Annotated in this window: 7 protein-coding genes and 3 pseudogenes; 6 read left to right on the forward strand and 4 right to left on the reverse strand. The window is 60.8% G+C overall.

Translation table 11 applies throughout. The annotated features are described in order from the left end of the window. Positions 1–34 precede the first annotated feature (34 nt). From M3I53_RS32375 to M3I53_RS32390, 5 genes and pseudogenes are all read left to right on the forward strand, one after another. Positions 35–550: a hypothetical protein gene (locus tag M3I53_RS32375; protein WP_254319887.1), complete on the forward strand. Its 516-nt coding sequence runs from the start codon at positions 35–37 to the stop codon at positions 548–550. Between the two features lies 1 nt (position 551). Then, the gene (locus tag M3I53_RS38325) at positions 552–680 is read left to right on the forward strand and encodes a hypothetical protein (protein WP_302057933.1); all 129 of its coding nucleotides are present in this window, start codon (positions 552–554) and stop codon (positions 678–680) included. A 165-nt stretch (positions 681–845) separates the two neighbouring features. After that, positions 846–1246 (forward strand): annotated as a pseudogene (locus M3I53_RS32380) (cytochrome ubiquinol oxidase subunit I); the annotation flags it as partial. Between the two features lie 55 nt (positions 1247–1301). Then, positions 1302–1865 (forward strand): annotated as a pseudogene (locus M3I53_RS32385) (sugar ABC transporter substrate-binding protein); the annotation flags it as partial. Beyond that, positions 1862–4000: a PAS domain-containing sensor histidine kinase gene (locus M3I53_RS32390; RefSeq protein ID WP_254319889.1), complete on the forward strand. Its 2139-nt coding sequence runs from the start codon at positions 1862–1864 to the stop codon at positions 3998–4000. The pseudogene M3I53_RS32385 and the gene M3I53_RS32390, both read left to right, overlap by 4 nt. A 12-nt stretch (positions 4001–4012) precedes the next feature. Here the strand turns inward: M3I53_RS32390 and M3I53_RS32395 are convergent, their stop codons facing one another. From M3I53_RS32395 to M3I53_RS32410, 4 genes and pseudogenes are all read right to left on the reverse strand, one after another. Next, positions 4013–5410: a PAS domain-containing sensor histidine kinase gene (locus M3I53_RS32395; protein WP_254319890.1), complete on the reverse strand. Its 1398-nt coding sequence runs from the start codon at positions 5408–5410 to the stop codon at positions 4013–4015. Positions 5411–6214: 804 nt separating this feature from the next. Next, positions 6215–6886, reverse strand: coding sequence for a response regulator transcription factor (locus M3I53_RS32400; protein WP_254319891.1), 672 nt, complete (start codon positions 6884–6886; stop codon positions 6215–6217). 330 nt (positions 6887–7216) lie between these two features. Next, positions 7217–8647, reverse strand: a complete 1431-nt coding sequence (locus M3I53_RS32405) for a sensor histidine kinase (protein WP_254319892.1) — start codon at positions 8645–8647, stop codon at positions 7217–7219. 183 nt (positions 8648–8830) lie between these two features. Next, a pseudogene (locus M3I53_RS32410) lies at positions 8831–8941 on the reverse strand (GntR family transcriptional regulator); the annotation flags it as partial. A gap of 73 nt (positions 8942–9014) precedes the next feature. Between M3I53_RS32410 and M3I53_RS32415 the strand changes: the two are divergent. Further along, positions 9015–9197, forward strand: coding sequence for a hypothetical protein (locus tag M3I53_RS32415; RefSeq protein WP_254319893.1), 183 nt, complete (start codon positions 9015–9017; stop codon positions 9195–9197). Positions 9198–9524: the final 327 nt, after the last annotated feature.

The following is a 9524-nucleotide window of genomic DNA, read 5'->3' on the forward strand; positions in this document are numbered from 1 at the left end:
TTCCCGTCAAGTATGCCGGTGAAGAGGTCGAACGATGTTCAGCAAGCGCACACGTCATGGCGATCTGCCGCACCCCACGCTCGATGCCCGCGGCGTCATCGAGCCATCCGGGCTTGCGACCACCATTTCAGCACTCGTCGTCTGCTGGTGGGAATTGATCGAGATAGCTCTCGACTTCGCATCGATAGACGACGCTACGCTAGCCACGACGATAGGCACACGATTAATCGTGGTCGTGTGCGGGCTCGCAGTCGTACTCAACTCCCGGATTGCAGGCTCGGTCTTCTGTTTTCTTTGCGCAATGAGCGTGCTCGCGATCGCCCCGGCGCTCGCAGCAGTCGACCTTACTGGACCGCTGCTCGAGCCAGCCGTCGCTTTCATCGACTGCGTAACGAAAATCCTGTTTCTGGCCTGCAGTCTTCTCTCCTCCACGGGCGGCCGCCGTCCAGATGAGCGAAATATCAGTCCCGCGTTCGCACAAGCCGTAGTATCGCCACGCGTCGCGGATGCGGACAGCACTACTCATCAACCTTCATTTCGAGCTAACTGACATGTCCAACAGACTTCACAACTGGATCTATATCGGCGCCAACGCATACGACGAATACACATTCGTTCCGTGGCTCAACCGGAACATGTATCGCAGAACGGTCGACCTCAACCAGGTCTGCATCCAGTAACTTGTTTCGGTTTTCCTTCATGGTTGCCTGTGCTTGCTGGTCCGACGTGGAATGCGCTTATCGTCATAGCTATCAGGCCGCGCTTCGTTGTGGCTTTATGGCTTAAATCACCGTTTCCCCCGTTCAAGCAGTCTCCGCTCACCACGCCCGAAAAGGAGCGCACTCATGGAAGCCTCATCCTTGCTGTTGTCGCGGATTCAGTTCGCGGCGACTGTTTCCTTCCACATCCTCTTCCCATCGTTCACCATTGGACTGGCTGCGTGGCTGGCCGTACTCGAAGCAATGGCGCTCGTCACTGGAAATCGTGTCTACCGTGAAGTATTCGGATTCTGGCTCAAGATATTCGGCGTCGCTTTCGGCATGGGGTTGTCTCCGGAATCGTTATGGCATTCCAGTTCGGGACGAACTGGAATGAGCTGTCGAGACCAAGTGGTCCAATCCAGGGGACACCTTTCAAGTTACGAGTCGTTCACGGCGTTTGCCTTGGAAGCGACGTTCTTCGGCGTGATGCTGTTCGGTCGCAGACGCGTACGCCGTGGTTCTATCTTGTGTCCTGTGCACTGGTCGCGTTGGGCACGACGCTGTCAGCCTCCTGGATCCTCGTGAACAACTCGTGGATGCAGCGGCGGGCACGCGGGCGTCGTCATTTTCACGGACTCGAACATCAGGGTGGCGCAAGACAAAGCCGATGCGATGGCCGCCGTCGTGCGGGCGTGCAAACAATGCGGGTTGCTGGAAGTGCGCGACATCCCGATTTCGCGCAGCGAGCAATTGATGCCGGCTACGACGCGCGAGTTGGTCGCGCGTTATGGCAAGCGTTGGAGTTGCGCACTGGCCATCAACGCCATCTACTTCGACTACGCCGTCCCGGTGCTCACGCAGGCCGGCTTGCCCGCCGGCGCGATGGTTATGCTGTCGGCAGGCGACGGCAGCGAGTCAGCGTTCCTGCGCGTCCGCACCGGCACCTTCCAGACGGGAACGGTCGCCGAGCCGCTGTCTCTGCAGGGCTGGCAGCTTGTCGACGAGATGAACCGCCTACTCGCCGGAGAAGACGTCACGAATTACGTGTTTCCGGTGCACCTCGTGACCGCCGCGAATGTCACCGCGGACGGCGGCGAGCGGCTCGTTTACGACCCAGCGAACGGCTATCGCGACATCTATCGTCGCATCTGGCAACGGCCATGAAACGCCTGCAGCCTCAATCCCTCACCGCGCAATTTGCTCTGGTGGTAGCGTGCCTCGCTGCGCTGGTGCTCGCGGTGGGCGCCACGGCCCTCTACTCGTTGACCTATTCGGCCAATGCGGTGCGCGGACTCACGCAGGCCAAGCTCGAGCCCGGAGAGGATGCTCAAGCGCTGGTGCAGCGCACACTGACGGTCGAGAGGATGGCGCTGCAGTTGTCGAGCGACCGCACCGTCGATGCGCTGCGACAAACCCATCGGCATATCCTCGAACAGCTGGAAGTTCTCGACCGCCTGGTGGACCGCTTCACGTCGGCCGCCGCGGGCAACGACGTGGGTGTCGATGTACTGGCGCTGCATCGATCGAGCCAGCGTTTTCGCAATACAGTGAACATCGAGGCGCAGATGCGCGCGACGATGCTTGCGTCGACAGGCCTGCCGGGAGCCGGCACGCAGGCCGACGCCCCCATGGCCGGCCTCGATGAGGAGGTACAACGCCAGGCCGACGCGCTGTCCGCCGCTGCGCGCCAGGTGGCGGACGATTTCACGCTCGACTACCGCAAGAGGATCGAAAACCTGGCTCAGAACTCCGAGAGCCTGCGCGCGTGGGTCGTCGGCGAAGTCGCTGTGAGCCTCTTGCTCACCTGGTTGATCGTGCGGGTGTTTCTCGGCCGTCACATCGTGGCGCGGCTGCGCCTTGTCAGCCACTACCTTCGGCACGGCCATCGGGAGGGCGCAGGCGAAAGCGACGGCGCGCAAACCCGCGTGCCTGTAGGGGCCGCCGACGAGATCGCCGACATGGCGCGTGCAGTCGAGCAGTTTCTCGAAGATCGGCGCGAGCGCGCGCGGGCCGAGGACGCGCTCAAACGGCTGAATGCCGAACTGGAGACGCGCGTGGCGCAGCGCACCGCCGAGCTGGCAGCGGCTCTTGCGGGCCAAACCGCGGAGATGGCCGAGCGTCAACGCGCAGAAGAAGCGGCGCGAGCTAGCGCGCACTTCCTGGACAGCATCATCGAGAACATTCCGGTCATACTCTTCGTCAAGGAAGCCGTGTCGCTGCGTTTCCTGCATGTGAACAGGGCCACCGAGGAACTGCTTGGCTACGGGCGCGAGGAACTCATCGGGAAGTCGGTTCACGACCTGTTCCCCGTACAACAGGCGGAATTCTTCGCGCAAATGGACCGTGCCGTGCTGGAGGCACGGCGGTTGGTGGACATACCGGAGGAAACGGTTCAGACCCGCGATGGACCGCGCCTCGTGCATACCATGAAGATCCCCATCGTCGACGCGAGCGGCAAGCCTCAATTCCTGATCGGCATCTCGCGCGACATCACAGAGCACAAGCGCGCGGAAGCCGCATCACAGGAGAGCGAACGGCGATACCGTGAAGCGCAGATCGCGCTCGCGCATGCAAACCGGGTTACGACGATCGGACAGCTGGCAACGTCGATGAGTCACGAAATCAAGCAACCGGTAGCCGCTATCATCACCAACGTTCATGCGGGGCTGATCTGGCTGCATGCGGCGTCGCCCAATCTGCAGAAGGTCGAGCAAGCGTTCGCTCGAATCCTGAAGGATGCCGAGCGAACTGCGGAAATCCTGGACCGGATCCATGGCCTCGTCGGGAAAAGCCCGCCTTCCACAGAACGTTTGCAGATCAATGAGGTCATCGGCGAGGTAATCGGGCTGATGCGCGCTCAGGTTGCCGCAAGCGGCGTGTCGGTGCGCATGCACCTTGCCGACGAACTGCCGATCATCGAAGGTGATCGCATCGGACTACAACAGGTGATGCTGAACCTGGTGGTCAATGCAGTCGAAGCAATGAGCGGGCTCGACGATCAGCGGCGCGAATTGATCGTCGACACTGGCAGCGACGAGTCCGGCGACGTTATCGTGCGCGTGCGCGATCGCGGCCGAGGCCTGGCGGCCGATAGCATCAACCGCATCTTCCAGCCTTTCTACACGTCGAAAGCCGGCGGAATGGGCATGGGGTTATCGATCTGCCAGTCGATCATAGAAGCACACGGAGGACGCCTGTGGGCAAGCGCCAATGCGCCACGCGGCGCTGTGTTCCAGTTCGCCCTGCCAGGCGCGCGAGGGCGCGAAGCGAACCGGAGCAGTGACGCTCCACCAACGTGAAAAAGCGGTGTGTCATTTTTTCGCCTCTGCCGCCGTAACGGCTGGAAGACTGATCTCGAACCTTGCGCCGTGTCCGGCCCGGTTCATTGCGCGCAGTTGCCCACCGTGAGCCCGTACGATCGAGCGGCATATCGCCAGACCGATCCCCATTCCTTCGGGCTTGGTCGTGTAAAAAGGTTCGAAGATCCTGGCAATGACACCGGGATCGATTCCATCGCCCGAGTCTTGCACGGCAACGATCACACCGGCCTCGTCGCTGCATTGCGATTCTATCGACAGTTCGCGGGGCCGATCCTCGATACTGTCCATCGCCTGGATGCCATTCATGAGCAGGTTGGTGATGACTTGCGCCAACTGGATGCGGTCGCCGAGAACCACGGGCAGGTCCGGCGAAAGCTTTCTTGTCAACGCAATGCGGTGGTTCAGAAGGTCGCGCTGCAGCAGCGCGATCACATCGTCGACGACCTGGCCGATCTCGAGCGGTGTCATTTGCGGCGCCGTACCCTTCGCGAGCATGCGAACCCGCTGGAACAATTCGCTCAAACGTTCGGTTTCGCACATCACCCGCCGAAGACCGGCTAATGCCTTCTCGACGTTCGGCGTGTCACGGTCGAGCCATTGCATGCATGCGGAGGCATTCGTAGCGGCAGCGGAAAGTGGCTGCGCAAGCTCGTGCGCGAACGATGCGCCGAATTCCGCCATCGTGGTCAACCGCGACACGCGTTGCAACGCTTCTTCCTTCGCTCTGTTTTCGGTGATGTCGGTGCTCGTTTCCAGCATCGCAATCGGCTGGCCTCTGTCGTTTCTGAGCAGCGCCCAGCGGGTCGAGAGTGCCACCTGCGAACCGTCTTTGCGAGTACTGATCACCTCGCCCTCCCAGTAATCGGTTGCGAGCAAGCTTGCCTGGATATCGGCGAGCGGCAGCGGAAACCGTGTTCTTAGCAGCGAACGAGCAATCTTGCCGAGCGCTTCTTCGTCACTCCAACTGTAGATCCGCTCAGCGCCTTTGTTCCAGTATGTAATAACGTCATCCATGTTGCGCACCACGACGCTATCGTGTGTGAGGTCGAGCAACTGTGCCTGCTTTCGATGAACTTCGATGAGTTGGTGAGCCCGTTGCACGAGCGTGGTAACGACGAAGGATGCAGCGACGAAAGCGGCCAGTGCGACGACATCCTGAACGGCGTTTATCTGGAAAGAGAACAGCGGCAGTGTGAAAAAGAAATCGAGAAGGCAGACGGCAACGAGCGAGAGCACGGCTGAACTCAGGAAACTTTCGAGTAGGGACAGCAGCACAATTTCGGTCAGGTAGACGAGCGACGCGACCGCGAGACCGACATCGAACCGAAAGCAGAGCCACGTGGTGAGCGCCAGGCCGATACCACCACCGGCCAGGATGCTGGCGGTCAAGCGGAATCTGGCAGACCTCGCGTCCGGGTGCATTGTTCCAATCTTTCGTTCTCGTTTGGCCTTCACAGCAACTCTCGCAGCCGACCCGCCACGACCTGGCGGGCAGCAATCTGCCGTTGTGGGATCCCCGGAGGTAAACGTGAAATCGGGGTGCCAGCGGACACAAGGCAAGATTACTCCCACTCGCCGCGCCGCGCATAGGCGCAACGGGCAGACGCGAATCGGGCGCGGTGCTGCTACCGGTCATCGGCTTCGTGGTCCCCCACCTGTGGATGCGGGAAGCGGCCCAGTCAGCGATGTGGGCTTGAATATGGCCCGGGCGATGAGGTGTTACTGGTCAATTCAAGTGGTCTGGTGCGATTGCGGGGGCAGAAACTGAAGCTCTCGATTGCACTCAAGGGACTGCGCGTGGCGGCCCGTCGAAAGGACGACGAAGATGGCGTATTCGAGCTCTGGAGATGGGCCGCACTGCCACGAACATTCTGGGCAACAGTGTGGCCGCAACAGTCGTGACGAGTGGAAAGGGCAGGTCGGTCCGGTGTTGAGCGACGAAGAATATGGGGCTGTTGCAACTGCGCGCGAGAAAGCGTCTGTAGCCGAAATGCAGCCGCGTTCGGAAGCGGGCCGGCCCTGATTCCATCAGGTACATATCGCGCTCCCAGGTGCAGGCGAGCCACGCTGTGACGCTTCTGAACCGGCGGACGCGCGAGCCCTGCAGCACGAGCTTGCAAATCTTCCAATGTGATCCGGGCACACGGGACCTGCGTGTCTGCGTGTGTTCCGCGCATCCGTGGCGGAGACTTCTCAGGTATGCGGCTGCCCAGGCTTCGGGCCGATGTCAAGCGCAGCGGCTTTGAACACGAGATCCGCAAGTGAATGCGCGTCCATTTTTTTCATCAACTGTCCCCGATGTATCTTCACGGTGATTTCGCTCACGTTGAGCTGTACGGCGATCTGCTTGTTCAGCATGCCGCGCACGACCAAGGCCAGGATTTCTCGTTCACGCGGCGTTAGCGACGCGTAGGCCGCGCATAGCGCCGTGAGGCTTTGCTCCTTTTCGAGGCGTTGCGCGTCCTTTGAAAGGGCCTCGGAGATCGCGTCGAGCATGTCCTGGTCGCGAAACGGTTTCGGGAAGAAATGGAATGCGCCAGCTCTCATCGCTCGTACCGACATTTCCATGTCGCCGTGACCAGTCATGAAAAGCACCGGCATATGCAATCCTTCGCGAGCCATCGCCTGCTGAAATGCCAAACCGCTTTCCCCTTTCAGCCTGACGTCGAGTACAAGACAACTGGGGCCACCGGGTTTACGGGAATCGAGGAATTCCCGGACGGAGCCGAATGTTTCGACGCCATACCCGACCGACTCCAGCAAATCGCGCAACGCGAGACGGATGGACTCGTCATCGTCGACGACGAAGACTGTCGACCCACGGATACCGCTCGTAGTCGACGGAACATGCCTATCGGTAGCCATGGAAAGTCCCTGGTAGGCGCGGACGAGGCCTGGAGCATCTGGCATGCTTGTCGCACGCACGGTGTGGCCTGTTCGAGTACGAAGCACCATTTTAGTATGGTACGGCGATAACCAAGGTAGGGGGTAAATTACGAACGCAGTTTTGCGCCGGCTCTTGCCGGATCGTATGCTCGAATTGAAGTCCGAATGCGGTGCGCCTGCGGCGGCCACGGCTCACGAGAGCGGGTGCCCGAACCAAGCGATGGAAAACGACCTCCGCCCCTCGCGGATGCATGCTCGGCAACGCGAACGCCACAGCCGGCCGCTGTTACCGCTGAGCCATTACGGCTGTTACGCCGCCCCAGTGCATTCGTGTCGTTCGGCAGGCAGGGTCAGCCGGAACACTGCCCCGCGGGACGGCCCCGGACTGGCCTCGATGCGTCCGCCGTGCGCCTCCGCGATGGACTTGCAGATCGCTAGACCCAGCCCCATGCCTTCCGGTTTCGTCGTATAAAACGATTCGAAGAGGCGTGCGGATTCTGCGCCCTGTATCCCGGCGCCCGTGTCCCGCACCTCGATGAACGCATCGCCTTGCGGATTGACGCCTGTCGCGATGGTCATTTCGCGGTGTTTGTCGTCTACGTCACGCATTGCATCGATCGCGTTCACTATCAGGTTGATGAGTACCTGTTGGACCTGGACGCGATCGCCGTCGATAAAGAGAGGGGCATCTTCGATTTCCTGCATGAGCCGGATACGGTTGCGCGCGATGTCGGCCCGAGTTAGCACGGCCGCTTCCTTTACCGCTTCATTCATATCCCAGCGCGCCGAGCGCGGCGGCGCCTTCTTGACGAGCGAACGTACACGCGCTAGCACCTCGACCGCGCGGTCGCCATCGTTGACGATTCGCGCAACGGCCTGCGCCGCCTTCTGCGTGTCCGGCGGAACGTGACCGAGCCAGTTCAGCGCCGCCGTCGCACTCGTCATCATCGCGGCAATCGGCTGTTTGATCTCGTGTGCGATGGACGCGGTCATCTCGCCAAGGACGAGCACGCGGTTCATCCGGAAGAGGTCGGAGCGCGCCTGCTCAAGCGCATCTTCGAGGCGCACGCGTTCGGTAATATCATTGTTCGTTTCGAGAACCATCGAAGGGCGACCCGCCGCATCGCGCTGCAACGTCAGGCGGCCGCTTACGATGCAAGTTGCGCCGTCGGCCCGACGCCGGACGAATTGGCCTTCCCAGCTATCGTGCTGGAGCAGCCAGTCGATGATCTGTTCGAGCGGTACAGCGAATTCCGTGTTGAGCACTGTGTGGACGATTTTGCCTAGCACTGCCTTCCGGTCGAAGCCGTACAGCGCTGCTGCGCCACGGTTCCAGTAGAGCACTTTCCCGCTCATGTCCCACGTCAAGAAGGCATCGCGAGTCAGCTCGAGCAGGCTTGCCTGATATCGATGCCTCTGCTCGGTCCGCACATTGCGCATCATGAGAAACGTCACCACTGCAATCGTGACGATGCTTATGATTTCGTTGATGACTCCCTCAATGACAGGACCGCCCGGCTGCGTGAGAATCCAGCTGATCGCAGCGAGCGCGATGCATCCCGCGCCCGTCCCCATTACCGTACGAGTCGACCCGGACCTCGCTGACAGCAACACGACAAGCACGTACAGGGTGGCTACAGCGATGTCGAGGACTGTGACGGTATCGGCGATGAAAATGAGCGACGCCAATGCGGACATCGCAATCGCCATCTGCCAGTTGCGGAAACGAAGCTGGTCCATTCGCAAATGTTCGGATGAGTGCACGAACCGCGACATGAAAGACCGGCCGCGTCCTCGAAACAGTATAGGGCGCGATGTACTGTTTCACGAACGCGCGTTTGCTAGCAGAAACTAATCAGCTAAGGAACGAATTTCTTCGTGTTGAAGCGCGGCAAGAGCCGTCTTCGCCTTATCGCCTTCCTGGCTGACGAAGGGCAGTTTCTCGGCGCGCGCAGTCGCGAGCATCGACAAAGAAATCTTGCGCACTTCGAGCTTGCTTTGCGTGATATGGGCGTGTAGCAGGAGGCTTGCCTCTCCACGCTTTCCACCTCTGGGGACCGCTGCAGCGATGGCAATGGCGGGACTGCCGCAGGCCACGAGCAGGACCATGACGGCACTGGCCGGCTCCTTAGATGACGGTCAGGCCGCGCTCGCACCGGGCGGCGCCCGCATGTCAGGTTCCGGGAAATGGGTCATCAACGTTCGGCTTCTACCCAGTGCGCGCGGCGACTATGGCTTCTCGGTGGGGACGGGGAGCACCGGCGTGCGAATTCGGGGGGCGGTGACCTGACAGCCGGAGCAGTGGTGCCCCGGCTTTTCCCGGAAACTTCCCGAACACGATGAAACTACCGCTTAGGCACAACAGGTGCGCTCCTCCAATGGACCGGATCCGCACGACGTCCCGGGCAGCGGACCAAAGCCTATCGTGTGCACGTATCCGGTCACCCGACCTGGAGTGACGAACGCGTACGTGTCGCGATTGCACGGTAAGCACGGGGCGGCTTTTTAGGGGAATATCGTGAAATCAATGCGGAAGTTAGCAGTCTTTGCAGTGTTAATCGCGCTTGAGGGAGGAGTATTCGCGCAAGGCGCAGGTGGCGGTGGAGCGGCCGGGGGT

The organism is Paraburkholderia sp. CNPSo 3272, from assembly GCF_024206495.1.
In the GTDB taxonomy this organism is placed as follows: Bacteria; Pseudomonadota; Gammaproteobacteria; order Burkholderiales; family Burkholderiaceae; genus Paraburkholderia.

Bases quoted from the DNA above. Each gene is read 5' to 3' on its own strand.
- M3I53_RS32405 (WP_254319892.1), bottom strand. From the start codon at position 8,647: ATGGACCAGCTTCGTTTCCGCAACTGGCAGATGGCGATTGCGATGTCC.
- M3I53_RS38325 (WP_302057933.1), top strand. From the start codon at position 552: ATGTCCAACAGACTTCACAACTGGATCTATATCGGCGCCAACGCATAC.
- M3I53_RS32375 (WP_254319887.1), top strand. From the start codon at position 35: ATGTTCAGCAAGCGCACACGTCATGGCGATCTGCCGCACCCCACGCTC.
- M3I53_RS32400 (WP_254319891.1), bottom strand. From the start codon at position 6,886: ATGGCTACCGATAGGCATGTTCCGTCGACTACGAGCGGTATCCGTGGG.
- M3I53_RS32415 (WP_254319893.1), top strand. From the start codon at position 9,015: ATGACGGCACTGGCCGGCTCCTTAGATGACGGTCAGGCCGCGCTCGCA.
- M3I53_RS32390 (WP_254319889.1), top strand. From the start codon at position 1,862: ATGAAACGCCTGCAGCCTCAATCCCTCACCGCGCAATTTGCTCTGGTG.